The 25,339-nt window shown below is 42.0% G+C and carries 26 protein-coding genes and 1 pseudogene; 2 read left to right on the forward strand and 25 right to left on the reverse strand.

Going from position 1 to position 25,339, the window contains the following annotated elements; all coding sequences use genetic code 11:
* The first annotated feature begins 113 nt into the window (after positions 1–113).
* On the forward strand, positions 114–1,679 hold the full coding sequence (locus M1G05_RS06040) for an ABC transporter substrate-binding protein/permease (RefSeq protein WP_020901541.1): 1,566 nt from the start codon (positions 114–116) through the stop codon (positions 1,677–1,679).
* Complete coding sequence (locus M1G05_RS06045) at positions 1,679–2,443, forward strand: amino acid ABC transporter ATP-binding protein (RefSeq protein ID WP_000189476.1); 765 nt, start codon at positions 1,679–1,681, stop codon at positions 2,441–2,443. Before M1G05_RS06040 ends, M1G05_RS06045 begins: the two co-directional genes overlap by 1 nt.
* A gap of 172 nt (positions 2,444–2,615) precedes the next feature.
* Here the strand turns inward: M1G05_RS06045 and M1G05_RS06050 are convergent, their stop codons facing one another.
* The 25 genes and pseudogenes from M1G05_RS06050 to M1G05_RS06165 form a co-directional block, all read right to left on the reverse strand.
* Entirely contained in the window at positions 2,616–2,831 is a 216-nt protein-coding gene (locus tag M1G05_RS06050) for a capsule biosynthesis transcriptional regulator (protein WP_001130036.1), read from the reverse strand.
* Between the two features lie 837 nt (positions 2,832–3,668).
* Positions 3,669–4,919: a threonine ammonia-lyase IlvA gene (gene ilvA, locus M1G05_RS06055; RefSeq protein WP_084930238.1), complete on the reverse strand. Its 1,251-nt coding sequence runs from the start codon at positions 4,917–4,919 to the stop codon at positions 3,669–3,671.
* Positions 4,920–5,031: 112 nt separating this feature from the next.
* A complete protein-coding gene (gene ilvC / locus M1G05_RS06060; RefSeq protein ID WP_000290683.1) occupies positions 5,032–6,054 on the reverse strand; it encodes a ketol-acid reductoisomerase in 1,023 nt (340 codons plus the stop codon).
* A gap of 66 nt (positions 6,055–6,120) precedes the next feature.
* Positions 6,121–6,597: an acetolactate synthase small subunit gene (gene ilvN / locus M1G05_RS06065; protein ID WP_001253803.1), complete on the reverse strand. Its 477-nt coding sequence runs from the start codon at positions 6,595–6,597 to the stop codon at positions 6,121–6,123.
* A complete protein-coding gene (locus tag M1G05_RS06070) occupies positions 6,590–8,290 on the reverse strand; it encodes an acetolactate synthase large subunit (protein ID WP_000411735.1) in 1,701 nt (566 codons plus the stop codon). Before M1G05_RS06070 ends, ilvN begins: the two co-directional genes overlap by 8 nt.
* Before the next feature lie 200 nt (positions 8,291–8,490).
* Positions 8,491–10,158, reverse strand: a complete 1,668-nt coding sequence (locus M1G05_RS06075; protein WP_247953350.1) for a DAK2 domain-containing protein — start codon at positions 10,156–10,158, stop codon at positions 8,491–8,493.
* 2 nt (positions 10,159–10,160) lie between these two features.
* Positions 10,161–10,526, reverse strand: a complete 366-nt coding sequence (locus tag M1G05_RS06080) for an Asp23/Gls24 family envelope stress response protein (protein WP_000216437.1) — start codon at positions 10,524–10,526, stop codon at positions 10,161–10,163.
* A gap of 155 nt (positions 10,527–10,681) precedes the next feature.
* On the reverse strand, positions 10,682–10,870 hold the full coding sequence (rpmB, locus tag M1G05_RS06085) for a 50S ribosomal protein L28 (RefSeq protein WP_001140948.1): 189 nt from the start codon (positions 10,868–10,870) through the stop codon (positions 10,682–10,684).
* 106 nt (positions 10,871–10,976) lie between these two features.
* The gene (locus M1G05_RS06090) at positions 10,977–11,651 is read right to left on the reverse strand and encodes a LiaF transmembrane domain-containing protein (RefSeq protein ID WP_247953351.1); all 675 of its coding nucleotides are present in this window, start codon (positions 11,649–11,651) and stop codon (positions 10,977–10,979) included.
* 4 nt (positions 11,652–11,655) lie between these two features.
* Entirely contained in the window at positions 11,656–12,102 is a 447-nt protein-coding gene (locus M1G05_RS06095) for a LytTR family DNA-binding domain-containing protein (RefSeq protein ID WP_247953352.1), read from the reverse strand.
* Between the two features lie 113 nt (positions 12,103–12,215).
* Entirely contained in the window at positions 12,216–12,719 is a 504-nt protein-coding gene (locus M1G05_RS06100; RefSeq protein ID WP_247953353.1) for a phosphatase PAP2 family protein, read from the reverse strand.
* 95 nt (positions 12,720–12,814) lie between these two features.
* On the reverse strand, positions 12,815–14,575 hold the full coding sequence (locus M1G05_RS06105; protein ID WP_247953354.1) for an ABC transporter ATP-binding protein: 1,761 nt from the start codon (positions 14,573–14,575) through the stop codon (positions 12,815–12,817).
* Positions 14,565–16,334 (reverse strand): ABC transporter ATP-binding protein, encoded by a 1,770-nt coding sequence (locus M1G05_RS06110; RefSeq protein WP_247953355.1) that lies wholly within the window; start codon positions 16,332–16,334, stop codon positions 14,565–14,567. Before M1G05_RS06110 ends, M1G05_RS06105 begins: the two co-directional genes overlap by 11 nt.
* Positions 16,309–16,779, reverse strand: coding sequence for a MarR family winged helix-turn-helix transcriptional regulator (locus M1G05_RS06115; RefSeq protein ID WP_084925611.1), 471 nt, complete (start codon positions 16,777–16,779; stop codon positions 16,309–16,311). Before M1G05_RS06115 ends, M1G05_RS06110 begins: the two co-directional genes overlap by 26 nt.
* A gap of 179 nt (positions 16,780–16,958) precedes the next feature.
* Positions 16,959–17,249 carry a hypothetical protein gene (locus M1G05_RS06120; protein ID WP_004256757.1) on the reverse strand — a complete coding sequence of 97 codons (291 nt, stop codon included), beginning with the start codon at positions 17,247–17,249 and terminating at the stop codon, positions 16,959–16,961.
* Positions 17,250–17,339: 90 nt separating this feature from the next.
* Positions 17,340–18,194: a PTS system mannose/fructose/sorbose family transporter subunit IID gene (locus M1G05_RS06125; protein ID WP_002896727.1), complete on the reverse strand. Its 855-nt coding sequence runs from the start codon at positions 18,192–18,194 to the stop codon at positions 17,340–17,342.
* Positions 18,178–19,023 carry a PTS mannose/fructose/sorbose/N-acetylgalactosamine transporter subunit IIC gene (locus tag M1G05_RS06130; protein ID WP_049501833.1) on the reverse strand — a complete coding sequence of 282 codons (846 nt, stop codon included), beginning with the start codon at positions 19,021–19,023 and terminating at the stop codon, positions 18,178–18,180. Before M1G05_RS06130 ends, M1G05_RS06125 begins: the two co-directional genes overlap by 17 nt.
* Positions 19,024–19,050: 27 nt before the next feature.
* Positions 19,051–19,545, reverse strand: a complete 495-nt coding sequence (locus tag M1G05_RS06135; protein WP_004193690.1) for a PTS sugar transporter subunit IIB — start codon at positions 19,543–19,545, stop codon at positions 19,051–19,053.
* A gap of 43 nt (positions 19,546–19,588) precedes the next feature.
* On the reverse strand, positions 19,589–20,026 hold the full coding sequence (locus M1G05_RS06140; RefSeq protein ID WP_247953356.1) for a PTS sugar transporter subunit IIA: 438 nt from the start codon (positions 20,024–20,026) through the stop codon (positions 19,589–19,591).
* A 205-nt stretch (positions 20,027–20,231) separates the two neighbouring features.
* Positions 20,232–21,515, reverse strand: a complete 1,284-nt coding sequence (locus M1G05_RS06145; RefSeq protein ID WP_049501831.1) for an ABC transporter substrate-binding protein — start codon at positions 21,513–21,515, stop codon at positions 20,232–20,234.
* A complete protein-coding gene (locus M1G05_RS06150; RefSeq protein WP_004256751.1) occupies positions 21,512–22,195 on the reverse strand; it encodes a response regulator transcription factor in 684 nt (227 codons plus the stop codon). Before M1G05_RS06150 ends, M1G05_RS06145 begins: the two co-directional genes overlap by 4 nt.
* Positions 22,188–23,504, reverse strand: a complete 1,317-nt coding sequence (locus M1G05_RS06155) for a sensor histidine kinase (protein ID WP_084888222.1) — start codon at positions 23,502–23,504, stop codon at positions 22,188–22,190. The genes M1G05_RS06150 and M1G05_RS06155 overlap by 8 nt, the downstream gene beginning before the upstream one ends.
* Positions 23,504–24,490, reverse strand: a complete 987-nt coding sequence (locus tag M1G05_RS06160; protein ID WP_084888224.1) for a substrate-binding domain-containing protein — start codon at positions 24,488–24,490, stop codon at positions 23,504–23,506. Before M1G05_RS06160 ends, M1G05_RS06155 begins: the two co-directional genes overlap by 1 nt.
* Positions 24,491–24,789: 299 nt before the next feature.
* Positions 24,790–24,864, reverse strand: a pseudogene (locus M1G05_RS10100) (ABC transporter ATP-binding protein); the annotation flags it as partial.
* Positions 24,860–25,330, reverse strand: a complete 471-nt coding sequence (locus tag M1G05_RS06165) for a MarR family winged helix-turn-helix transcriptional regulator (RefSeq protein ID WP_153210687.1) — start codon at positions 25,328–25,330, stop codon at positions 24,860–24,862. The gene M1G05_RS06165 and the pseudogene M1G05_RS10100, both read right to left, overlap by 5 nt.
* Positions 25,331–25,339 lie beyond the last annotated feature (9 nt).

Here is a 25,339-nt window from a genome sequence, read left to right on the forward strand (position 1 = left end):
CTATCATTATATCATTTTTTCTCAAGTAAGGGCTTACCTGTATTGAAAAATAGAGTTTTTTTCGATAAAATAGGAGACAGTTATTTTTTAATAGATTAGAAATAGGAGAAATCATGAGAAAAATATACTTATCTATTTTCACAAGTCTCTTGCTGATGCTGGGACTTGTCAATGTTGCTCAAGCCGATGAATATTTACGCATCGGGATGGAAGCAGCATATGCTCCCTTTAACTGGACTCAGGACGATGATAGCAATGGAGCTGTCAAAATCGATGGGACTAACCAGTATGCTAACGGATACGATGTTCAAATCGCCAAGAAAATCGCTAAGGACTTAGGTAAAGAACCTTTAGTTGTTAAAACCAAGTGGGAAGGTCTAGTCCCTGCCCTTACTTCTGGTAAGATTGACATGATTATCGCAGGTATGAGTCCAACTGCCGAACGCAAACAAGAAATTGCCTTTTCGAGCAGTTACTACACTAGCGAACCAGTTTTGCTTGTCAAAAAAGATTCTACTTATGCAAACGCAAAATCTTTGGATGACTTTAACGGTGCAAAAATCACTTCTCAACAAGGTGTCTACCTTTATGACTTGATTGGTCAAATCCCAGGCGCTAAAAAAGAAACTGCCATGGGAGACTTCGCTCAAATGCGCCAAGCACTTGAAGCTGGTGTTATCGATGCTTATGTTTCTGAACGACCAGAAGCTCTGACTGCTGAAGCTGCTAACTCTAAGTTCAAGATGGTTCAAGTAGAACCAGGTTTCAAAACTGGGGAAGAAGATACGGCTATTGCCATTGGACTTCGTAAAGATGACAATCGTATTAGCCAAATCAATGCCAGCATTGAAACCATTTCAAAAGACGATCAAGTTGCCTTGATGGATCGTATGATCAAGGAACAACCTGCCGAAGCTACAACAACTGAAGAGACTAGCAGTAGTTTCTTTAGCCAAGTCGCTAAAATTCTTTCTGAAAACTGGCAACAACTTTTGCGTGGTGCTGGTGTCACTCTTTTAATCTCTATCGTCGGAACCATCACAGGTCTCATTATCGGCCTTGCCATTGGTGTCTTCCGTACTGCTCCTCTATCTGAGAATAAAGCCATTTATGGTCTACAAAAACTAGTCGGCTGGATCCTCAATGTCTACATTGAAATTTTCCGTGGTACACCTATGATTGTTCAATCGATGGTTATCTACTATGGAACTGCCCAAGCTTTCGGTATCAACCTTGACCGTACACTGGCTGCTATCTTCATCGTTTCGATCAACACCGGTGCCTACATGACTGAAATTGTTCGTGGTGGTATCCTAGCAGTTGACAAGGGACAATTTGAAGCCGCGACTGCTCTTGGTATGACCCATAACCAAACCATGCGTAAGATTGTCCTCCCTCAGGTAGTTCGTAACATCCTACCAGCAACTGGTAATGAATTTGTCATCAATATCAAAGATACATCTGTATTGAACGTTATCTCGGTTGTCGAACTTTACTTCTCAGGAAATACCGTAGCAACACAAACCTATCAATACTTCCAGACATTTACAATCATCGCCGTGATTTACTTTGTCCTCACCTTCACCGTAACACGTATCCTACGATTCATCGAACGCCGCATGGACATGGATACCTATACTACAGGTGCTAACCAAATGCAAACGGAGGATTTGAAATAATGACACAAGCAATCCTTGAAATTAAACACCTCAAAAAATCCTATGGACAAAACGAAGTGCTAAAAGACATTTCTCTAACTGTCCACAAGGGTGAAGTTATCTCTATCATCGGAAGCTCTGGAAGCGGAAAATCAACTTTCCTACGCTCCATTAACCTACTTGAAACACCAACTGATGGACAAATTCTTTATCATGGACAAAACGTCCTCGAAAAAGGTTATGACCTCACGCAATACCGTGAAAAGTTGGGGATGGTGTTCCAATCCTTTAACCTCTTTGAAAATCTCAACGTGCTTGAAAACACAATTGTCGCTCAGACAACTGTCCTTAAACGCGAACGTACAGAAGCTGAAAAGATTGCCAAAGAAAACCTTGAAAAGGTCGGCATGGGAGAACGCTACTGGCAAGCGAAACCAAAACAACTCTCAGGGGGGCAAAAACAACGTGTGGCCATCGCTCGTGCCCTTTCAATGAATCCTGACGCCATTCTCTTTGATGAACCAACATCAGCTCTCGATCCAGAAATGGTTGGAGAAGTCCTCAAAATCATGCAAGATCTGGCTCAGGAAGGCTTGACTATGATTGTCGTAACCCACGAAATGGAATTCGCCCGTGATGTCTCTCACCGTGTTATCTTCATGGATAAGGGTGTAATCGCTGAAGAAGGTAAACCAGAAGACCTCTTCACTAATCCTAAAGAAGACCGTACAAAAGAATTCCTTCAACGTTATCTCATACTCAATGAAAATCAAAGAGCAAACTAGGAAGCTAGCCGCAGGCTGTACTTGAGTACGGCAAGGTGAAGCTGACGTGGTTTGAATTTGATTTTCGAAGAGTATCAAATAAAAAGAAAAGGCTGCAGCAATTGTGCAGTCTTTTTGTTATCCTATAAATGAAAAGGCAGACCTTATTCAAGAATCCGCCATTATCCAAAGATTAATCTTCAAATTTTTCATGATTTTTTTCATAGAAATCAATTAAACCTAGAGCCGTTTCAAACGAAATATTTTTTACTTTTGCACGCCCCTGCGCTAGAGCAATGATAGACATTTCACGCGCATTCGTTTCTTTAGAGATACGGTAGCCTGTGATTTTCTTATCACGAACCCAGCCAACAACTGATTCTACTTTTTCAAAGTTTGACTTAGCCATGTCTTTCTCCTATTTTCTTATTTACGATATTTAATTGTATACGCTTTTATGCTTTTTGTCAATAAAAAAACATATATTCAATAAAATAAACGCCCTTATTTTTACTTGCTATCTTATTAAAGCTTATAATATATAGGTTTTTCATTGTCGAAAACAATTTTTATAGTTCTTTAAAACAACTGTATTATTAAATCTTATTTATGTGATAATATTCATATTTGACAGATGCTGATTCTCGATAATCTAGACATATTCTAATCTTATTTCATATTATTTATTCCACTGTAAAACAAAAAAATTTGACAAAATAATCTTCTGCTCTAAACCATTTCTAACGAGTATTTTTCTCCTTTTAGACTTTTTCATGTCTGCACCAGCATTCAATCATTTGGTCAACTTGTACTATTTATTTACTTTATCAAGTTTACTTTTTATTTCTTCAAACCTATAAAAAGATGAGTAGTTAGGAAACAATAGTATCCTATCTTCCAACATTTTCCACTGTTTTTATCTTCTTAGTATCTTATCACTCTTCTCAGTTAACTCAGTATAAGGCTTCTCATTAGTATTGATTATTTTTTCTAATTCCTATTATATTTAGCCAAATTTCAGATTAGCTATATATAAAATAGTAGATTTCAAAAAACTCCTTACATATAACAAGTAATTTTACTCCCTTACTATAAACTGAATCAAAAAACATAGGTACTATAATGAGTTATGATAGAAATAGCGTAACCGATTTCCTAAGTCCATAGGAATCGCCCCCTTTCTTCATCTTCATTATAGCACCTATACATCAATTGTGCAAATAATATGATATTTTTTTATTAGTCCTCAGACAAGCATATTATAGAGCGTTTCGTTACCATTTAAGTTAATATAAGCTGGATCAAAACCTTCCATTCGACGAATCAAGCCTGCATAATCATGCTTATCTGCCAAGGCAATCCCAATCAATACAGGCCCTGTACCCTTGCTAGCTCGCTTGATATACTCAAAACGTGTGATATCATCATTTGGTCCCAGGATATCATTTACAAACTCACGCAAAGCCCCTGGACGCTGTGGAAAATTAACCACAAAATAATGCTTGATACCATCATAAATCAAGGCACGCTCTTCCATTTCTGGCATACGGTTAATATCATTATTTCCTCCAGAAATGATACAACAAATGGTTTTCCCCTTGATATATTCAGCTAAAACTTCTAAAGAGGCGATACTAGCCGCTCCAGCAGGTTCTGCAACAATCCCTTGCTTAGAGTAGAGGTCAATCAAGGTTTCAGAAATCAACCCCTCATCGACACCTACCAAAGTCTGAACATGTTGGCGAGTTGCTTCATAGGTCAACTGACCTACCTTTTGTACAGCAATCCCATCCGCAAATTTGTCAATTTCTTTGAGTTTAACAGGTCCACCAGCTTCAAAAGCAGCCTTCATGGAACGCGCTCCATTAGCCTCTACCCCAATGACTTCAATTTCTGGACTTGTTTCCTTGATATAGGTAGAAACCCCAGCAATGAGACCACCGCCACCAACAGGAACCAAGACAGCATCAAAATAAATCGATTCTTTTCGAGCTTCTTCTAAAATCTCATAAGCAACTGTCCCTTGACCAGCTTGAACATGGGCATCATCAAAGGGATCAATAAAGGTACGATTTTCAGAAACTGTAAATTCTTGAGCTGCTTTAGCAGAAGCATCAAAAGTATCTCCAACTAGTTTAATAGTTACGAAGTCCCCACCAAAAAAGCGAACTTGACCAATTTTTTGTTGCGGAGTAGTAATGGGCATAAAGATAGTAGCAGGAATCTTCATTTCATTACAAGTATAGGCAACTCCCTGTGCATGATTCCCCGCAGAGGCACAGACTACCCCACGCTCACGCTCTTCCTTGCTGAGCTGCGAAATGGCATAATAGGCACCACGAATTTTAAAAGAACGAACACGTTGAGCATTTTCCTTTTTCAAATAAATCTTAGCACCATACTTCTCCGATAAATAATGGTCGTAATCCAGTGGGGTATTCACAACCACACCGTTCAAGACTTTATGAGCCTTGATTATATCTTTTGAACTTAACATCATTTTCTCCTAGACTATTTCAAACTTATCGTAATCCATCTTTTAAAAAGAGATGAATTGATTATAAAAGCGAGTTAGTCCCCCAACTCGCCTTCACCTTACTTTCTATCAATTAGTTATAGATTTTGAATGCATCATCGTCGTTTTTACCAACGAATGGCATTGCTTTACGCAATTCTGCACCAACTTTTTCAATTTCAAGGTTAGCTGCTTGTTCACGGTAAGCAGTCAATTTTGGACGTCCAGCTTTATAGTCATTTACAAAGTCATTTGCAAATTTACCATTTTGGATGTCTGCCAAGACAGCCTTCATATTTTCTTTAACTTGTTCAGTGATTACACGTGGACCTGATACATAGTCACCGTATTCAGCAGTGTTTGAAATAGATTGACGCATTTTCTTGAATCCACCTTCGTAGATCAAGTCAACGATCAATTTCATTTCGTGAAGAACTTCAAAGTAAGCCAATTCTGGAGCGTAACCTGCTTCTGTCAAGACTTCGAAACCTGCTTCGATAAGGGCAGTCAAACCACCACAAAGTACAGCTTGTTCACCAAACAAATCTTCTTCAGTTTCTTCTTTATATGTTGTTTCAAGAAGACCTACACGAGCTGCTCCAACACCTTTACACCAGTCCATAGCAATGTTTTTAGCATTTCCTGTTGCATCTTGGTATACTGCGTAAAGAGCTGGAACACCAAATCCTTCTTCATAAGTACGACGCACCAAGTGTCCTGGTCCTTTAGGAGCACACATAAAGACATCTACATCCGCAGGAACTTTGATAAATTCAAAGTGGATGTTGAAGCCATGGGCAAACCCAACTGCATTTCCAGCTTCCAAGTTTGGAGCGATTTCTGCTTCGTACAATTCTTGTTGGATTTCGTCTGGTGCCAAAATCATGATAACGTCAGCCAATTTAGTAGCTTCTGCTACTGTGTAAGTGTCAAATCCATCTTCTTTTGCTTTATCAAAAGATTTACCTGGACGTACACCGATGATGACATCGCGACCTGAATCACGCAAGTTTTGCGCATGCGCATGTCCTTGTGAACCATAACCGATAACGGCAATTTTTTTACCGTCAAGTGCTGCTACTTTAACATCTTTTTCGTATTCCATTTGAACTGCCATAGTTTTTTCTCTCTTTTCTATTATTTATTGCCTTTTAGGCTGGATTAACAAATTTAAGTTGGATTTTTAATCACGGGTAAATCCAGTGGCACCCGTTCGAGCAATATTGCGAATACCGTATGGTCGAATGACTCGCAACAGTGCTTCGCTCTTTTCTGCATTTCCTGTCATTTGAATAGTAATCGAGCTTGGCGCTACATCTACCACCGTTGCACGGAAAGGTTGAATAATCGCTAGAATCTCAGCGCGCTTCTCAGCTGGCGCTGACATCTTAACCAAAATTACCTCGCGCTCCAAATGAGGCTTGTCTGTAATATCACGAATGCGAATCACATCAATCTGACGATTGAGTTGTTTGATAATTTGCTCCACCTCATCATGTGAAGCCACATCAATAATAATGGTGATACGCGATACATTCGGATCTTCTGTTGCTCCAACAGAGATGCTTTCGATATTAACCTGACGACGAGATAGGACACCTGTAAAGCGATTGAGGACTCCTGAACGATTCTGTAGTTTTGCTGTTAACATTCTACGCATGGAACTTCACCCCCAACATCTCATGATTACTCTTACCAGCTGGTACCATTGGTAACACCTGTTCCTTACGAGAAATATCTACCTCGATTAGCATAGGAACATCCTCAGTGATGACTTCAAGGTCTTGAGCCAAGGTCTCAGGATTGTCAAACTTATAGTTTTTAATGCCATATGCCTGTGCCATCAATTGGAAATCAGGAAGGGTATCAAAGACTGACTCTGACGTTCTACCTTCATAGAAGGATTCCTGCCACTGGCGGACCATTCCAAGTGAGTGGTTGTTCAGCATAACCACCTTGATTGGCACCTTGTAAATGTTCAAAATAGCCAATTCCTGGTTAGTCATTTGGAAACCACCATCCCCAACAAACAAGACTACTTCCTTATCTGGGTTAGCAATTTTAGCTCCAATTGCTGCTGGAATTCCAAATCCCATCGTTCCCAAACCACCTGAAGTCACTAACTGACGTTCATTTTGGTAGGGATAATACTGAGCTGTCCACATTTGGTGTTGACCAACGTCTGTTACCACAATGGCATCTCCATTCGTCAATTCACCAATTCGTTCAATAACAGCTTGCGGCTGAACCACACGCTCTTTCTTATCATAAGAACGAACGCGGTTCTTGTCTTTAGTGACTTTTTCAATCCATTTTTCAGTATTGTTATGAACTGTTGGTTCGGCCAGCAACATTTGCAAGGCTTTCTTAGCATCTCCAACTACAGGAATATCTGCACTGATAATCTTGCCAATCTCGGCTGGGTCAATATCAATGTGGGCAACCTTGGCATTCTTAGCGAAGGTCTTAGGATTCCCCGTCAAGCGGTCATCGAAACGGCAACCAATACTAATCATAAAGTCCGCTTCCGTCATGGCAATATTAGCTGCGAATGACCCGTGCATGCCTCCCATTCCAAGGAAGAGTGGATGACTCGTTGCAATCGTTCCTTGTCCCAAAAGACTGGTTACCACTGGAATTTGATAGCGTTCTGCAAATTCATTTAATTCTGCAGCTGCTTCAGCATAACTAATCCCACCGCCAGCTAGCAAGACTGGCTTTTTAGCCTTGGATAATTGCTTCAAGATTTTCTTGATTTGCATATCATTTGGCTCAAGAGTCGGTTGATAACTTGGTAGGTTCACTTCTGGTGAATAGATGAAGTCCGTTTCTAAAGCAGATACGTCTTTAGGTAGGTCAATTACAACTGGCCCTGGTCGACCTGTAGTTGCGATATGGACAGCTTCCGTAATGATACGCGGAATATCAGCTGTCTCACGAACTTGATAATTGTACTTAGTGATTGGCATGGTAATTCCCACGATGTCTGCCTCCTGAAAGGCATCCTTCCCAATCCCCGCTCGCGCCACTTGACCTGTAAAGACCAAAAGGGGAACACTATCGCTCATGGCATCTGCAATTCCTGTAATGGCATTTGTTGCTCCCGGTCCGCTAGTGACGACGGCAACACCCAACTTTCCAGTTGATTTAGCATAACCTTCAGCTTCATGCAGACAGCCTTGCTCATGGCGTCCTAGAATGTGGCGAATGCCTTTAAAATTATATATCGCATCATAAAAAGGCAAGACCGCACCACCAGGATAACCAAAGATGGTATCAATTCCTAAATCACGAAGTGTTTCCAAAACTAGGTCCGACCCCGTCTTAGGAGATTCTAAACTGATTTTCTCCATTGTTCCCCTTTCTCTTCTCTTAAAAATAACTTGTTTCTATCATACCATTTTTTCAAAATTTTTCAAGAGAAAAGAAGAAATTTTCTGAATTTTCTATTTTAACGTTTATTTATGAATGTTATTTTTGTTTTTATTAAAAAGATACCGATTTCATTTACTAAAAAAGAAAAAAGAACTGATTTCTCAGTTCTTCATTAATCTTATTCCACACTGAATAGGTATGGGTAAACAGGTTGTTGACCTTGGTGAATCTCGACTTCAACGTCTTCGAATTCTTCTGCGATTTCTTGGGCAATTTCATTGGCAAGTTCTTCGCTTCCGTCTTCACCGACATAGAAGGTTACGATTTCACTATCTTCATCCAACATATGTTTCAATGTTTCTGTCAAGGTTTGGTGCATGTCAGGGTTTGACACGAGGATTTTTCCATCCACCATACCAAGATTATCATTTTCATGGATTTCTAAGCCATCAATGGTTGTATCACGAACAGCTGTTGTAATGCTTCCGCTAACGACATCGCTAAGAGTAGCAGTCATACGCTCTTGGTTTTCTTCGATTGACTTGCTTGGATCAAAGGCAAGAAGACTTGTCAAACCTTGGGGAAGAGTGCGAGCTTCCACCACTACTGCTGGTTGCTCCAAAACTTCTGCTGCAGATTGAGCTGCCATGAAGATGTTTTTGTTGTTTGGTAGAAAGATAATGTTACGAGCGTTGACCTGTTCAACAGCCTTGATAAAGTCTTCAGTTGAAGGGTTCATAGTTTGACCGCCCTCGATAACATAATCCACACCTTGAGAACGGAAGATATCTGCGAGACCTTTACCAGCCACCACAGCAATCAAAGCATACTCTTTTTCTTCAGCAGGCTTGCTAACTTGAGCAGCTTCTTTCTCAACCTGCGCTTCGTGTTGGTTACGCATATTGTCAACTTTTACCTTGACCAAGCTACCATATTTAAGACCTTCTTGCATAACAAGTCCTGGATCTTCTGTATGGACATGAACTTTGACAATTTCATCATCATTGACAACAAGGAGAGAATCTCCAAGTTCATTCAAGTAGTTACGGAATTCGTCGTAGTCAAAATCTTTGGCATAGGTTGGACCTTGTTTAAGAGCTACCATGATTTCAGTACAGTAACCAAAGGTGATGTCCTCAGTCGCTACGTGACCAGCCACAGACTTATGATGCTCTGCATTGATCATCTCACTCATGTTGGCAGGAGTCGCTACAAAGTCCTCGGATGCAATATATTCACCAGTAAGGGCTGAAAGGAAACCTTCATAGATGAAGACCAGTCCTTGACCACCTGAGTCCACAACGCCAACTTCTTTCAATACTGGAAGCATGTCTGGCGTTTTAGCTAGTGCTGTTTTAGCACCTTCCAAGGCTGCGCGCATGACTTCAACAGCGTCATCTGTTTGCTCAGCTTTTTTCTTAGCACCGATAGCAGCCCCACGAGAAACTGTCAAAATCGTTCCTTCAACTGGTTTCATCACTGCCTTATAGGCAACTTCTACACCTGATTGGAAGGCAAGGGCCAGGTCTTGACCTGTTAACTCGTCTTTATCCTTGATGGCTTGTGAAAATCCACGGAAAAGCTGAGATGTAATAACTCCTGAGTTCCCACGCGCACCCATCAAAAGACCTTTGGCAAGAATGCTCGCTACCTCTCCAACAGTAGAAGCTGGCTTGTCTGCAACTTCTTTAGCTCCATTTTCAATGGTCATTCCCATGTTTGTTCCAGTATCTCCATCTGGAACTGGGAAGACGTTTAATGAATTGACATATTCAGCTTGCTTATTCAAGCGAGTTGATGCAGCCTGCACCATTTCTTGAAATAAGCTAGTAGTAATTTTTGACACGGTTATTCTCCTACAACTTTGATATTTTGAATGTAGACATTTACAGTCTGAGCAGTAATTCCAAGTTGGTTTTCCAAACTAAAACGAACACGCTCTTGAATGTTTTTTGACACTTCGCTAATCTTTGTTCCGTAGCTCAACACGGTATATACATCAACTGCAATACTGCCATCTTCGGCCGCTTTTACGACGACACCTTTGGAATAATTTTCCTTACCTAGAAGGGCTTGGAAATTATCTTTGAGGGCATTTTTACTAGCCATACCGACCACACCAAAAATCTCAGTTGCTGCTCCACCTACGACGGTTGCAATCACTTCATCTGTTAGTTCGATTTGACCATCTTTTGTATTAATTTTTACAGTCATCCTTTTTACCTCAACTAGTTGATACTCTATTTTATCATATTTCAGCCCAAGTGTAAAAGCAGAATACTGTATCAGCGGATATTTACTCTATTTTTCAAATGATTTTATATCTACAGTAAAAGAAAAAAGACCCTAAGGTCTCCTCACTTTTATTATTAAACGCGTTCAACTTTACCTGATTTCAAAGCACGAGCTGAAGCCCAAACTTTTTTAGGTTTACCATCGATAAGAACAGTAACTTTTTGAAGGTTTGGTTTTACGGCACGTTTTGTTTGGTTCATCGCGTGTGAACGGTTGTTTCCTGATACAGTCTTACGACCTGTAAAGTAACATACTTTAGCCATTTGTGTTTTCCTCCTATTAGATCTAATATAGCGGATGTGCTAGCACCACATACTGTACTATGTTATCACACTTTCTCTGTTTTGGCAAGGGGATTGAAAGATTTTTTTATTTAACGTAAACAACTCCTAATTTCCCAAAAGCCACATCTCCACGGATAATCAAGGTTTTGCTGGTTGGGGCTAGAGGGGCATCTGCCTTGGCTGCTCCACAAAAAGTCTCTACCTTTAGATCTACTCTCCAGTGTTGAGGCACGTAGATAACTGCATTCCCAAATCCGACTTCTATCTTCAAGGTTGCGCTATCTCCTAACATCTCTGCATTGTCATAATAGATTTTGGCATTCCCAAAACCAACTTCTACTTGGTCGTCTACCAATTCTTGATTTTGCTTGTAGAAAGTCCCAGTCCCAAAAGCAACTTCCTTATCTGTAAGAATGGTCTTTTTACCATCATACCACCATTTTTTCCCATTCCAAGTTCTGTTAGAATGAGTGAGTGCGCTGACACCCATTACGATTAAAATACTTGCCCAGAACAATGACTGATTGGGAATTGGTAAAATGCCATAAAAGTGGTTAGCAATCATTAAGGCTACTAGAGCTGTAAAAGAGGCTGAAGTTAAGTGACGACGCAACAAAGCTCCAACTGATTGATAGACAAAAAATGCAATACCAAGCAAGGGCCAAATTTGCCCACCGAATGAAGGGATTCCAAAATTCCCTTGTAATAATATTAAAGCCGCCAAAATGAGCAACACAATACCAAATGCTTTCTTTTTCATCTTATTACCTCATGTTTCTTAGATTTTCTTTTAGGAGGGATTGGTAATGTCGTGAGACATGAACCTCCTTATGGGTCTGATAAAAGGAAATGGTGCCCGTTCCTGAAAAGGACTTGTCAACCGAGTAAACTTGCCGAATATTAGCAATGGTCGACTTGGATACTCGACTGAAATAACGGGGCAGAATAGACTCTAACTCATAGAGTTTAAGTCGAACCTCGTAGGCATCTTTCTGGGTATGGGCGTAAATCTTGCTACCTTCCGTCTCAAAGAAGAGAATTTCCGACAAGTCCAGATAATATTCACCCGTCCCCTTGTAAAAAATCAACCGAGGAGACTTGGATTCGTGCAAGAGGCGCTGTAAATCCGCAATCTCATCTGTCAAAGCCGCTGCCTTGATGACAATTTCAGTTTCCTCTAAATTGCTGTCAATTTCGATTCGTAACTTCATTCCATCTCCTTTCTGACTCTACTATATCAAAGCCAAAATAAGAAAACAAGAGCAAAAAAGCAAGTGGTTACTTTAGACCCGTAAGTGGTTGTAGGACCACCTTAACTTACAATTCAAAATAGAAAGAAAAGCACACCCCACGCAAGACCACAAATATAACCAACTACTACATCCTTGGGATAATGCACGCCACCTAAGACTCTCACGAGACCGAGGAGGGCTGACAAGACCAACAAGATAACCCCTACAGATAAACTAGCATGTAAGCAAGCCATGGAGATAATGGTTGCTGAAAAGACATGACGACTGGGCATAGACTGACCAGGACTATCTCTGTCAAGCAAGGGTTTAATAGTCCATTCCTCATAAGGCCTAGAGGCATTGATTTTCTTACGAAGAAAGGACAAAATCACAAAACCTGATGCAGGGATAAACACATAGATCAAGACCTGTTTTCCAAGTCCTTGTTGGAGATAGGTAGTTGCTAACAAGGTCACATAAATCATAGGCATAACTACCGTCATGAACCGATTGAAAGTTCTTAACAAGCTCAGAAGAAAGGGCTTATTTTTAATATTAGCAGCAACGTGGCCATACCATTCTTGATAATTTTTCATATATTTTCTCATCACTTACTCAAATTTTGCTTATAGGGAAGCATTTGTCTTCTAGTATAGTGCAGAAAAAGAAGGCCGTCAAGCCTTCTTTTGGTTCATTCTTCCGCTTCATCTTCTGTAAACTGACTGTTGTAGAGGTCAGCGTAGAAACCAGCTTGCGCCATCAGCTCATCATGATTTCCTTGCTCGATGATATTTCCATCTTTCATAACCAGAATAAGATCAGCATTTCGGATAGTAGACAAGCGGTGGGCGATGACAAAGGAAGTTCTTCCTTCCATCAAACGATCCATGGCTTTCTGAATCAATTCCTCTGTACGGGTATCAACAGAAGAAGTCGCCTCATCTAGGATTAGGAGTGGCGCATCTTTCAGCAAAGCACGAGCGATAGTCAAGAGTTGTTTTTGTCCGACAGACAAGGTCACTGTATCATCCAAGACGGTATCGTAACCATCTGGTAGGGTCATAATAAAGTGGTGAATCCCTACAGCCTTGCTGGCTTCAATCACGCACTCATCACTAATCCCCTTTTGGTTATAGATGAGATTATCTCGGATAGTACCTTCAAAGAGCCAAGTATCCTGCAAGACCATTGAAAAGGCATCATGTACTTCCGAACGCTTCATCTCTTTGGTATCCACACCATCGATATGGATACTTCCCTTATCAATCTCATAGAACTTCATCAAAAGGTTGACAATGGTTGTCTTCCCAGCTCCAGTCGGTCCGACAATCGCAACCTTTTGACCTGCATGAGCAATCGCAGAAAAGTCATGGATGATAGTTCTCTCTGGTGTGTAACCAAAGGAAACTCGATCAAAGACCACTTGACCTTTCATATCGCTCAATTGTCTTTCTTTATGGGATTCATCCTCCATTTCCTCTTCAGCCAGGAATTCGAAGACACGTCCCATGGCTGCACTAGCCTGCTGAAGACTAGTAATCCCTTGGGCAATTTGTGAAAGAGGCTGGGAAAAGATACGAACGTAGGCCATAAAGGCAACGATAATACCGATACTAATCTGCCCATTCAGAGCCAAGGCTGCACCAACGATAATCACCAAGGCATAGCTAAAGTTCCCAATAAACATCATAATCGGCATCATAATCCCTGAAATAAACTGAGATTTCCAGATACTGTCATACAGACGATTGTTTAATTTCGCAAACTCTTCTTTCGTGCTCTCGATAGCATTGTAACTAGTCACTACATTATGGCCAGAGTACATTTCCTCCACATAACCATTGACAGCTGCCAAATCCTGTTGCTGACTCTTAAAGAAACCCTGTGATTTGCCCATAAAGACGGACACGAAAACAAAACCAATAAGGGTTGAAACAACCGTCACCAAGGCTAAAATCCAGTTCATCCCAAACATGGTTACCAAGACTGCCAAGACCAGTAAAGTGGATGAAAGAACTGTTCCCAGACTTTGATTGAGAGACTGGGCTGCAGTGTCAACGTCATTGGTTACACGAGACAAGGTATCTCCTTGAGAATGTCCATCAAAATATCCCAATGGTAGGCTATTGATTTTCTCTGCAATGGCTCTTCTCAAATGCTCTGAAAAACGTTGAATGACTGTAGTAAACAGAAAGGCCTGCAAATAATTTGATAGAAGTCCGATCACATAAATCACGGCCAAAAAACCACCAATAGCTGCAACCGCCACGACATCCACACTTGTTTCTAGACCACTTGCAATGATATTGGTCATTTCCTTGATGCGAGTCGGCCCATAAACAGTAACGATATTGGATACGATTGTTGCTAGAAAGGCTATCAGAAGGGCAAACTGGAGGCCTGCAAGATAGGGTTTACTCTGTTTCCAGAGAGACATTTTCTTATTTTCCATGTTCCAATTCCTCCTTCGATAGTTGTGAATAGGCAATTTCTTGGTAAACTTCGTTATTAGCTAGAAGTTCCTTGTGGGTGCCTTGTCCCATGACTTTTCCTTGATCCAAGACCAAAATCAAATCTGCATCCATAATCGTTGAAATACGCTGTGCGACGATAAGCTTGGTCATAGACTTGGTTTTCTCTGCTAGCTCTTGGCGTAGGACACGGTCTGTCTTGTAGTCCAAGGCTGAGAAGGAGTCATCAAAGATGAGGATTTCTGGCTTCCGAGCTAAGGCACGCGCAATTGCCAGACGCTGTCTTTGACCACCTGAGAAGTTGGTTCCTCCTTGGGCCACTTCTGACTCTAAGCCCGCTTCCTTGTCTTCGATAAAGTTCTTAGACTGGGCCAACTCCAAAGCCTGCCACATAGCCTGCTCACTAAGCGGTGTTCCTTGACCCTGTCCAAAGTCTAGATTACCCTTGACATCACCTGAAAAGAGAACCGCTTTCTGAGGAATATAACCAACCTTGTTGCGCAAATCTTCTAAGGCATAGTCTTGAACATTGACACCGTCCACCAGAATTTCTCCGTCTGACACATCGTAGAAACGTGGAATCAGATTAACTAGAGTAGATTTACCAGAACCTGTTGACCCAATAAAGGCCACTATTTGACCAACTTCTGCTTTAAAGCTAACATGCTCAATAACCGCCTCCGAATTTGCTGCATAGCGGAAGGTCACATCCTTAAATTCGACCTGACCTTTGAGGTTTTCATCAGCCAGCTGCACTTGAGCAGGGTTTTGGATAGAAGAATGCAAATCTAAAACTTGATTAATCCGCTTAGCAGAGACCATAGTTCGGGGAAGAACGATGAAGAGTGCTCCCATAAGAAGGAAGCCCATGACAACCTGCATGGCATAAGACATGAAAACAATCATATCACTAAAGAGAGGCAGACGCGCTATCGGAGCAGCGTCGTTAATCACATAGGCCCCAATCCAGTAAATCGCCACACTCAATCCACTTGAAATCCCCATCATGATAGGGTTCAAAATAGCCATAAGACGGTTGACAAACAAATTCAAGCGTGTCAATTCATCATTTGCTGATGCAAATTTTTCATTTTGGTATTCTTCAGCATTGTAGGCGCGAACGACACGAATACCTGCTAAACTCTCACGAGTGATACTGTTCAGTTTATCTGTCAACCCCTGAATCAAGGACTGTTTTGGAAAGGCTAGCGTCATCAAAACAGTTGTCATCAAAACGTTGACAATCACTGCCACAAGTACGGCCCAGAGCCAGTATTCTGAATGGCCTAAAATCTTCCCGATAGCCCAGATAGCCATAATCGGACCACGCGTAACCACTTGCAAGCCCATGGTAATCAACATTTGAACTTGAGTAATGTCATTGGTAGTACGCGTCAAGAGGCTAGGAATAGAGAATTTCTTAATCTCCGTCTGCGAGTAATCCAAAACTCGGTTAAAAATATCACTTCTCAACCTACTAGTATAAGAAGCCGCCACTCGGGATGCAAAAAATCCAACTGCAACTACGGATAAGAAGGCAAGAAAGGACATTCCCACCATCATGCTTGCCGGCTGCCACAACTCATCTAAATTAGTACCTTGACTACCTAGCAAATCCGTAATTTTCGAGATATAGGTTGGCACTTCCAACTCTAGATAGACCGAAAAACAGGTAAAGAGAATGGCTAGTAAAATCATCCCCCATTCTTTTCCACTAATTCGTTTTGCTAATTTCTTCATTATCTCCTCCTATTCTCTTGATATTTTCCTGTAATTGATTGAGGACTTTCTCAAAAATCAGTAATTCGCCTTCATCTACATCTGCCAACAACTGCTTGTCTATGCGTTTAAAAAAGGCCTTAAATTCTTGCATTTGAGAACGCGATTTTTCCGTCAGACGAACAAACTTAGCCCGCTTATCGCTAGAACTCGCCTCCAATTCTACCAAACCATTTTGCACCATACGCTTGACCAAGTTACTAGCAACAGACTTGCTAATATTGAGTTCTTGCTCAATATCTTTAATCAAGACCAAGTCTTGGTTTTCCTCACGGATATCCAAAAAACGTACAACCTGACCTTGCGGTCCACCCATAAATTCAATACCACAACGTTTGGCTTCCCTTTGTACCATCAGATGAATCTGATGACCAAAACGCTTAAAGACTAACATCGGTTTATCCATACTAACTCCTTTCTAACTAACACATTTAGTTCTCCTAGGAACTAAATAAGTTTCCATGAGAACTATTTTACCACTTGGAAAAGAGATGTCAAGAAAAAGTTTCCTAGAGAACTATTTTCTTGATTCAAAAAATCCCAAGTGATTTTTTCACTTAGGATTATGTTTTCTAGGTTAAATGTCTATCTTGCAAGTTTTAGTTTTGCTTCAAAATCATTGATCACCTTTTGCAGATTGAGCCGTCCTCTGTAGATGCCATAACCAAACAAGAGCATGGCTAAGACACCCAGAAGGGCTAGGACAATTCCTGCAATCAGTGCTAATAGATTAGTCTCATGAAAGAAGTAAATCAGAACAAGACCGATACTGGCAATGACAAAGAAGAGAGTAAACCAGCGTCCTAGATTTTCAATCATATGCTTCTGGTAGTGAATTTCTGTTTCATAACCTTGAATCAATTCTTGTTCTGTCATGATTTTCTCCATTCTTTATTTAAGTCAAACAAATTGATACTAGACTAGCAGCATATCGGACTTACTGCCAGTCTGAAACTTGAGTAGGAATTAGTATTTCAGTTGAGGATCAAAGATGCCCAGTGCTACACCAATCAAAGCAATGACAACCAAGAGGAGCATAACAAGGTTTGGTGATACTTTTTTCTTGGCCATCAGCCACCAGCAAAGGGTGATAAAGCCAGCTGTTAAGAGACCTGGATAAACACCGTCAATCTTTTCTTGTAGCTTCAAGAAGGCTTCGCCATCAGCATTTTTCAGCTCTAATGAAGTCGTTACAGATACCCAAGTTGCAGCAACTGCCCCGATAACCATACCACCAATGACACTGATTGCCTTACGAAGCGCCTGTCCTTTAGGTCCTACAAGGAATTCAACCGCCTTGTCCCCTAATTCATAGCCTTTGAAGTAGGCAAAGCGCATACCGCCATAGATGAGAACATTCCATACAAGGATGTAGAAGAGAGCCCCGATAGGATTTCCGCCTTTTGAGAGGCCAAGGGCAATCCCCAGCAGAACTGGGATTAGGGTTCCGACAACCAATGAATCACCGATACCTGCGATAGGTCCCATGAGACCGGCACGCATACCATTGATAGTTTCGCCGTCAACAGCGTCTCCATTGGCACGCGCTTCTTCCAAACCAGCTGTAATCCCCACTACCAAAGCTCCGAGCTGAGGTTCTGTGTTGAAGAAAGCCGTATAGGTCTGCATAGCTTCTTTCTGCTCTGCTTTGTCTTTGTAGAGTTCTTCCACGATTGGTAGCATAGAGGTCAAGTAACCAAAAGTCTGCATATGCTCTTGAGAGAAGCAAGTCAAATGACCATAGTACCAATGGTGGAATGATTTCGCTAAAGTCTTTTTAGTTATTTTCTTTCTTTCAGCCATCTTAGATATCCTCCTCATCGTCATCAAAGTCAGCCCCACCAGCCGGCGCGGTCACACGAGCTGATTTGATTACTTCCAATTCATAGTAAATTACTGCAAAAATCAGTGAAACAACTGCACTGGCAACCAAATTAAGACCAAGTGACTTAGCCAAGGTGAAGCCCACAAAGAATGGGATAAAGTCAGCAGCCTTGGTAACGATTTGTTTCAAGAGAATGGCAATACCTACACATGGGAGAAGAGCTCCGACTGTAAAGAGGGATTTCATGATGAAGCCATCCATTGGCAGGTGGGTCTTCATCAGCTCAACCATATCGGGGCCAAACTTAGTGATAAGCATTGTTGGAAGGAAAGAGAAGACAAAGTGGGAAATCCAAGGATAAACCCAGTCAACAGCGTAAAGCTTTTTAAATTCGCCTTTTTCAACGGCTTTCCAGCCAATGTGCTGCCATAGCAGGTTTGTAGTGGCTGTTCCATAGAAGAGAACTGTACCGATAGTACCAACTGCTGCTCCGATTGGTGCAGCTGCTGCAGCAATAGCAGATTCAGACGTGATTCCTTTAGAATGAACAAATAAGATTGCGAGAGGAATCCCAATGTAAGAAATCGCCCGCACGTCAGCAGAAACTGTACCACCTGGTGTTACCAGAGCGATGTAGAGAACCTGAAGGGCTACCCCAACCATAATCCCTGTTGTTAAGTCTCCGAGAATCAGCCCGCTAATCAAGCCTCCGACCAGAGGACGTCCCAAAGTGTAGTTACCAATACTAGTACCACCCATACCAGGCATAGAAGCTAAACTAGCGAAAAGACCCAGTAAAGCGGCTTGCAGCCAAGAAATTGTCATAATAGACTCTCCTTTTCATTATTATAATTAAAAACCAAATTTAGACTTGAAATCGCTCCAATAACCGATGGAAACATCTGGTAGGAGCTGGAATTTGACTTTGTAGCCTGCTTTTTCTATCGCCTCAATCGCTTCTGCCTCTTCCTGGGTAATGGACTGGTTATTCCCCAGCTTAATAGCTCCAGGACGGTCATTAGCAGGGCCAATGATGATTTCCTTAACATCACCAGGTACAAAGCCTTGGTCCACTAGGATTTCTTTCATGTCCACAGGATTTTTCGTAATGAGGAAATAGCGGCTGTCTGACTCTGTGACCTTGCCTGATTTTTCCTTGAAGGCTTCCTTGGTCCAAACAAAAGTCTTCTTGTCAGAAGCTCCCTTGTAGGCCTGAATCAAAACCTTGTTTCCTGCTGCAGCATTATTTACTGCAATCAGGCCATCACAAGGGTATTCCTTGGCCCAGCGAGTGACTGTTTGACCGTGGATCATGCGGTCGTCAATCCGTACAAATGATACTGTCATCTTTAAAATCTCCTTTTATCTTTTAGAATGTATGACGGAAGTACTAAATGTCGTCTTCATCTTCTTCAGCTGCATCACTTACGACTTCAAATTCCTGCAAAGCAGCTGTAGCCTCGGAAAGGATAGCCTGAGCCAGATCTTTCCCGTCTAAGATGTCTTTCATAACCAAGCCAGTCAGTCCCATGGTCAGGTTCAAACCGCCCAAGATAACTGCTGAGTCGAGCTTACCTATGTCAGCTAAGACGTTCGCTGCTGTCGTCAGAGGACTGCCTCCTACAATATCAGCCAGAACTAAGACACTGTCATCAGTGCTTAAGCCATCTAAGGCCTGAGTAAAATCAACTGCAAAATCATCAACTGACTTGCCTTCCTGAAGACCAACCGCAATGACCTGATCCGTCTTGTCTCCGGCAAACATCTTCAAGGAACTCTGCACGCCTGCAGCCAGTCCCCCATGACTGACCAGTACAAGGTATTTCATCTTTCCTGCCTCCTTTTTCCTTCTAGCTCTTAGCCAAGTAAGGATTTATTGATGATTTTATTGTACAAGTTTTGGAATCGGTTTCATATTGTCAAATGTCACTTTGCCCAGATGACATTTGTCAGGAAACATATGACATTTGTCATATTTGTCTAGTCAGCTGTACCTTTCCTGCTCCTTTCAGAGCAAACAAAAAGAAAGCAGATTATTTTCCGCTTTCTATTTCTCTTTGAATGCTCGGCAAGGCACTGTCAATCTCTTGATTCTGCATAGCATTTTGAATCAGATAGTCCATCCGGTCCATGGTATGACGGTCTACTTCTAGACTGATGTCAATGATGGAGCGATTCATCATGTGGTCTAGCCTCTCAGAAGTCAAGGAATCCAAGCCAAAATCATCTGCCTGTAAGATTTCTCTAGCCTGTTGACTTTTCACCACAGATGGTAAGACTGAGGTCCCCTGCGATTTTTCAAACAAGGCCTGCTGGCTTTCTTTATCCTGTGACAGCAAGAGCATAAATTCCCAAGCCAGCTTCTCTTGCTTGGTATTGGAAGACATGGCAAAGAGCGAGGTCTTGACCTGTGTCCCCATCACCTGGCTATTAGCTGTTGGCATGGGGATACAGGTCCAAGAAAAGCTAGAATACTTGGCAACATGGTAAGGGTAAGGCTTGTAGGTCCGATACTGGGCCAGACTCATAGGATAGAAAGCCACCCGTCCCTCATCAAAGTCATTAGAAGTCACCTTATAGTGCTGGCTGAGCATATCTAGCTTGCTCATAAAGGCCAAGGCTTGGTGCATCTCTGCGCTGTCCACAGTGATACCGGATTTATCGGTAAGATGGCCGCCGTAAGCTACCAGAGCCTGCTGCCAAGTGTAATCCGTTATACCGTACTGATCCACCACACCATCGCCATTGGTATCCTTGGTTACTTTCTTGCAAATCTCATAGAAATCCGCCAGGGTCCATCCTGACTCAGGAATGCTAATTCCTTCTTTTTCAAGCAGGTCTTTATTGACACACATCATGATAGGATTGCTCTCAACTGGAAGGGCATAGCTGACTCCCTGATATTGCCCAGCTTCATAAGCCACTGGATAAAAAGCCTTTCGCTTATCATCCGTTAGGAGGGGATCCAAGGATTTAAGCGCGCCAGTCGAAGCCAACATGCTAAAGTCGTTTTCTGGCACCATAAAGAGATCTGGTTGCTCGCCTTTCAAGACTTGCTCTGCCAGCCAGTCAGCATAATCATCCTTGGGAATACCGCTTTCGTAAACGACCTTGACAGGAGGATGCGTCTTTTCAAATCTTTTAATCAGGCTGTCCAAGACCTTGTTTTCGCGACTGTTAGGCACATCCCAGCTAGAACCAGCATAGACCCCGATACGCAGGACTTTGTCCTGAGCTGAAGCCCAAAATACAAAAGCCAGAGCAACAGATATAATCAGGACAACCAGCAGGGACAAATTTCTCAATCTCCACTTCATTTGTCGCCTTCCTTACTAAAATCTCTCTGGGTGACTCCAGTCTGTACGGCCCAGATAGCCAGTTGGGTCCGGTCACGCAGGTTGAGCTTGGCTAGGATACCCGATAGATAATTACGGACTGTCCCTTCTGATAGAAAGAGTTTGGCTGCAATTTCCTTATTAGAAATCCCAAAGCTAATCTGCTGGATAATCTTCCACTCCGTCCGGTTCATGTCCTCCACATTTTCCTCTGTCACTGTGATGGCAAAGTTGGACTGGGCCATCTGTGAAAAGATTTTGAAGACCTTGGTGGCAATATTGGGATTGATCATAGCTCCGCCTCGATAGACTGTCTGAATAGCTTCATGAAGTTCTTCTGTCGAAACCCCTTTAAGAATATAACCAGATGCACCGTATTTGAGAGCTGAGAAGATAAATTCATCATCGTCAAAGGTCGTCAGGATGATAATCTTGACATCTGGATACTGCTCCTTGACAGCCTTGGTACAGAGAACACCATCCATGACTGGCATGCGAATATCCATCAAAATCACATCTGGGCGCACCCGATGAAGCTTTTCCAGCACTTCCTTGCCGTCTCCGACCGTCCCGACTACCTCAATATCTGCGTGGGCAGACAGAATGATTTGCAGAGACTCGCGAATCAAGGCCTGATCGTCTGCTATTAAAACCTTAATCATGTCTTCCTCCTATTTTTGGAATTTTGATATGCGTGTAGAAACCGTCCCGATTTTCAAAGCGGACGCTTCCGCCAATAATCATTAGGCGCTCCTGCATCTGCTTGAGGCCATAGCCATAGTGGAGTTCATCAAAGCCAACACCATCATCCTGAATGGTCATTACATAAGCTTCTTCTTCCTCTAGTAGCTCAATCCAGATAGTCTTGGCATGACCATGGCGGACAGAGTTGGTAATCGACTCCTGGATCACCCGGAAGACAATGTCTTCCTTGGCAATATCCAAGTCAATATTATCCCATTTGTAGAGGAGATGAATCTCCAAGTTGGAGATGGCTTCATACTCACGGATAATCTTAATCAGAGCTTCCTTCAAAGTGTTATTTTCCAGAGCTCCCGGGCGCAGCTTATTGAGCGAGCCGCGGACATCACGGATACCATCTCGAACAACGACAGAGACATTATTAAGCTGCTCCTTAGCTCGGTTGGTGTCAATATCAACCAAGACCTTGACCGCATCAATACCAGCTGAAATACCCGTCAGGGCATGACCTAATGTATCGTGAATCTCTCTGGCAATCCGCTTCCGCTCTCGATCTTCTGCTATTTTCTCAGACAAAGCCAGGTAAGAGTTCAGCTCGCGATTGGCTTGAAAAGCCATGCGAAGCTCTTCCTCAATACGATGGCGCTCCGTAATAGCCGACAAGATATAGAATAGCAAGGAAATCATAAAGACGACAATATTAAGCGAGTAGAGAAAGTTCTTGCCAAATAAGAGCAAAAAGCGTACAGACTCAGGATAAAAACGAATATAGGTATCCAAAGACGGCAGCTTGATAAAGAGCGACATGAGGTTATAGTTGGACAAGAGCAGCATGCCAAAGCTCAAAATAATGAAAGAAAACCAGTACTTCTTGTCCTTGGAAGCATTGAACTCCTTAGAGCCATAGAAAATATCCGCAAACACCAAGAGAATCAAGCCATTGTAGGACGAGTGCAAGACGGAAAAGATGACCAGCATGAGCAGGATTTCAATAATGGTCGCCTTGTCATAGACGGACAGCTGATTGGGGTGGCGCTCCCGATAGTACATGACTAAAAGCAGACAGGCATACAGGCTAATGGATACCCAGAAGATTAGGCTAGGAGAGCCCGGAATGGCATCCAAACGCTCCAAAAGCGAGTGACTGAAGCTCTTAGCCGCTACATAGTTGGTCGCAAAGAGATAGATGGATGCATTATAGACAATGGCAAACAGATTGATGACCATTAAGGCGATTTTGCTATAAAAGATACTTTTTTGAGGTCTCATTATTGCCACCCTGTAACTGTGTATTGACTGATATTATCTCTATTAACCAGATGAACAGGAATCAGGTATTGGCTGTCGTAGGATTTCCCCTCCTGCATCAGCTCAATTACCTGTGCCACCTTGCGTCCCATCTGAATGGGCGATTGGGCCACGGTTCCCTCTATATCGCTAGTCGTAGCCAAAAAGTTTTTGATATCAGGCGATCCATCCACGCCGTAGATGGAGATTTTCTTATCAAGACCTTGATTTTTAATAGCAGCCAAGGCCCCGATAGCTGCCCGATCATTGAGCGCCATGACTACATTAAAGTCCAATCCTTCGTCTAAGGCACTTTTTACTTGCGGCATGCTTTCCTCTGTCTGGCCTAGTGTTTCTTTCTGGGAAATAATCTTGTAGCTAGGCTGTTTTTCAATCGTATCAATAAATCCCTGAATCCGGTCCATAGCAGAGACGGCATTGCGGTGCTCTAGAAGGAGAATATTAGCAGAAGGCAAGCGCTTCATCATGTCCTGGGCAATCAGGACGCCTGCTTGGTAGTTATCCGACACAATAGTCGTATCCACTTTTACATCCTGACTGATAGGCGCATCCACTACGATGATTTTAATCCCAGCTTTCTTGGCCTTTTGAAGAGAGGAAATGATACTTGGACTATTACTTTTTACCGGATTGATAACAATGACATCAACCTTTTCTCGGACAAAAAAGTCAATCTGCTGGCTCTGCTTGCCCTCACCCAGCTCAGGATCCCGCACGTAAAGCCGGCTGCCCTGCTGGTTGGTTTTCTTCTCCAGCTCCGCATTTAAGATCTTATAAAAATCATTATTCATGGTCATGTAGGTTGCCCCAATCTTGACCTGCTTCTCAACTGGCAGAACGCCCTTGAAATAAACAAAAAACAAAGCAAAAATAAGCAGAATGGAAAGTGGCCAGAGAGCCTTCTTCTGATAATGCTGACCCCGTTTTTTGACGTTAGCTGCTACCATTTTTCACCCCCTATGCCGTAAGCGCCTTTATGAAACATATAGGATTATTATATTACAAAACCGCCAAAAAGCAAAATCTTTCCAAAATGATTATCATAAAAAAGGCGCGACAGAATCTAAAAATTCATTGATTTTTGATTCTTGGTCCCACCTCGGCAATCATAATTAAACTTTTAAAAGCTTGAGAGAAATAGAATTCAGTCAAACAGATCTTGCATCTTACAAAACTGAATGCTGATTTTTTAGAGCTAGGTCATTTCCCAGCCCTTACTTCTTTTTTAAAATGGAAGTTCCTCTTCTTCCAACTCTAGATAAACCGAAAAGCAGGTAAAGAGAATGGCTAGTAAAATCATACCCCATTCTTTTCCACTAATTCATTTGGCTAATTTCTTCATTCTCTCCTCCTATCTTCTGAACATTTTCTTGCAACTGACCGAGAACCTTTTCAAAGATTGCCAAGTCTGACTTTGAAACACCATTTAGCAGACTCTGATCAATTCGTTCAAAGAAGGCCTTAACCTGCTGCATTTGAGAACGTGCTTTGTCCGTCAAACGAACAAATTTTGCCCGCTTATCGCTAGGACTCGCCTCCAATTCCACCAAACCATTTTGCACCATACGCTTGACCAAATTACTAGCAACAGACTTGGTAATATTGAGTTCCTGCTCTATATCTTTAATCAAGACCAAGTCTTGGTTTTTCTCACGATTATCCAAAAAACGAACAACCTGACCTTGAGGCCCACCCATAAATTCAATACCACAACGTTTGGCTTCCTTTTGCACCATGAGGTGAATCTGATGACCAAAACGCTTAAAGACTAACATCGGTTTATCCATACTAACTCC

Source organism: Streptococcus mitis, assembly GCF_023109515.1.
GTDB classification, from domain to species: Bacteria; Bacillota; Bacilli; order Lactobacillales; family Streptococcaceae; genus Streptococcus; species Streptococcus mitis_CS.

What these genes read in the sequence shown, in the direction of transcription:
- M1G05_RS06040 (WP_020901541.1), top strand. Translation starts at nt 114, where the DNA reads ATGAGAAAAATATACTTATCTATTTTCACAAGTCTCTTGCTGATGCTG.
- M1G05_RS06045 (WP_000189476.1), top strand. Translation starts at nt 1,679, where the DNA reads ATGACACAAGCAATCCTTGAAATTAAACACCTCAAAAAATCCTATGGA.
- M1G05_RS06050 (WP_001130036.1), bottom strand. Translation starts at nt 2,831, where the DNA reads ATGGCTAAGTCAAACTTTGAAAAAGTAGAATCAGTTGTTGGCTGGGTT.
- ilvA (WP_084930238.1), bottom strand. Translation starts at nt 4,919, where the DNA reads ATGTTAAGTTCAAAAGATATAATCAAGGCTCATAAAGTCTTGAACGGT.
- ilvC (WP_000290683.1), bottom strand. Translation starts at nt 6,054, where the DNA reads ATGGCAGTTCAAATGGAATACGAAAAAGATGTTAAAGTAGCAGCACTT.
- ilvN (WP_001253803.1), bottom strand. Translation starts at nt 6,597, where the DNA reads ATGCGTAGAATGTTAACAGCAAAACTACAGAATCGTTCAGGAGTCCTC.
- M1G05_RS06070 (WP_000411735.1), bottom strand. Translation starts at nt 8,290, where the DNA reads ATGGAGAAAATCAGTTTAGAATCTCCTAAGACGGGGTCGGACCTAGTT.
- M1G05_RS06080 (WP_000216437.1), bottom strand. Translation starts at nt 10,526, where the DNA reads ATGACTGTAAAAATTAATACAAAAGATGGTCAAATCGAACTAACAGAT.
- rpmB (WP_001140948.1), bottom strand. Translation starts at nt 10,870, where the DNA reads ATGGCTAAAGTATGTTACTTTACAGGTCGTAAGACTGTATCAGGAAAC.
- M1G05_RS06090 (WP_247953351.1), bottom strand. Translation starts at nt 11,651, where the DNA reads ATGAAAAAGAAAGCATTTGGTATTGTGTTGCTCATTTTGGCGGCTTTA.
- M1G05_RS06095 (WP_247953352.1), bottom strand. Translation starts at nt 12,102, where the DNA reads ATGAAGTTACGAATCGAAATTGACAGCAATTTAGAGGAAACTGAAATT.
- M1G05_RS06100 (WP_247953353.1), bottom strand. Translation starts at nt 12,719, where the DNA reads ATGAAAAATTATCAAGAATGGTATGGCCACGTTGCTGCTAATATTAAA.
- M1G05_RS06105 (WP_247953354.1), bottom strand. Translation starts at nt 14,575, where the DNA reads ATGGAAAATAAGAAAATGTCTCTCTGGAAACAGAGTAAACCCTATCTT.
- M1G05_RS06110 (WP_247953355.1), bottom strand. Translation starts at nt 16,334, where the DNA reads ATGAAGAAATTAGCAAAACGAATTAGTGGAAAAGAATGGGGGATGATT.
- M1G05_RS06115 (WP_084925611.1), bottom strand. Translation starts at nt 16,779, where the DNA reads ATGGATAAACCGATGTTAGTCTTTAAGCGTTTTGGTCATCAGATTCAT.
- M1G05_RS06120 (WP_004256757.1), bottom strand. Translation starts at nt 17,249, where the DNA reads ATGACAGAACAAGAATTGATTCAAGGTTATGAAACAGAAATTCACTAC.
- M1G05_RS06125 (WP_002896727.1), bottom strand. Translation starts at nt 18,194, where the DNA reads ATGAGGAGGATATCTAAGATGGCTGAAAGAAAGAAAATAACTAAAAAG.
- M1G05_RS06130 (WP_049501833.1), bottom strand. Translation starts at nt 19,023, where the DNA reads ATGACAATTTCTTGGCTGCAAGCCGCTTTACTGGGTCTTTTCGCTAGT.
- M1G05_RS06135 (WP_004193690.1), bottom strand. Translation starts at nt 19,545, where the DNA reads ATGACAGTATCATTTGTACGGATTGACGACCGCATGATCCACGGTCAA.
- M1G05_RS06140 (WP_247953356.1), bottom strand. Translation starts at nt 20,026, where the DNA reads ATGAAATACCTTGTACTGGTCAGTCATGGGGGACTGGCTGCAGGCGTG.
- M1G05_RS06145 (WP_049501831.1), bottom strand. Translation starts at nt 21,515, where the DNA reads ATGAAGTGGAGATTGAGAAATTTGTCCCTGCTGGTTGTCCTGATTATA.
- M1G05_RS06150 (WP_004256751.1), bottom strand. Translation starts at nt 22,195, where the DNA reads ATGATTAAGGTTTTAATAGCAGACGATCAGGCCTTGATTCGCGAGTCT.
- M1G05_RS06155 (WP_084888222.1), bottom strand. Translation starts at nt 23,504, where the DNA reads ATGAGACCTCAAAAAAGTATCTTTTATAGCAAAATCGCCTTAATGGTC.
- M1G05_RS06160 (WP_084888224.1), bottom strand. Translation starts at nt 24,490, where the DNA reads ATGGTAGCAGCTAACGTCAAAAAACGGGGTCAGCATTATCAGAAGAAG.
- M1G05_RS06165 (WP_153210687.1), bottom strand. Translation starts at nt 25,330, where the DNA reads ATGGATAAACCGATGTTAGTCTTTAAGCGTTTTGGTCATCAGATTCAC.